1 protein-coding gene is annotated in these 350 nt (G+C 44.6%); it reads left to right on the plus strand.

Going from position 1 to position 350, the window contains the following annotated elements; translation table 11 throughout:
• Nucleotides 1–348, plus strand: a 348-nt coding sequence (locus AOQ32_RS08525; RefSeq protein ID WP_059394403.1) for a RusA family crossover junction endodeoxyribonuclease, incomplete at its 5' end; no start/stop codon positions are given.
• Between the last annotated feature and the right edge of the window lie 2 nt (nucleotides 349–350).

Below are 350 nucleotides of genomic sequence, written 5' to 3' on the forward strand. Positions count from 1 at the left end.
AAATACATTCAGGCTGAACGAAAGAATCGTTACATTGGCTCAAAGATGAAGAAGCAGGCAACCAATTACTGCCAGCTAGTCGTCCAGCAGGCCATGGTAGACGGTGTACGATTCGAGTGGCCATGTATGTTGGAGCTAAGGTGGTACGTGCCAAATAAGCGCACTGATTCAGACAACTGGGCGTTTATGAAGAAATTCATTCTAGACGGCATGCAGAAGGCGAACGTGCGAGGAAAAGCATTCTTGCCCAATGACAGCCTGAATTATGTAACTGGATATTATGAGTCCTTTGAAATTGATAAAGAACGGCCACGGGTAGAAATAAGGGCAGTTAAATTAAACATGTAGGG

This window comes from Fructobacillus tropaeoli, from assembly GCF_001047135.2.
In the GTDB taxonomy this organism is placed as follows: Bacteria; Bacillota; Bacilli; order Lactobacillales; family Lactobacillaceae; genus Fructobacillus; species Fructobacillus tropaeoli.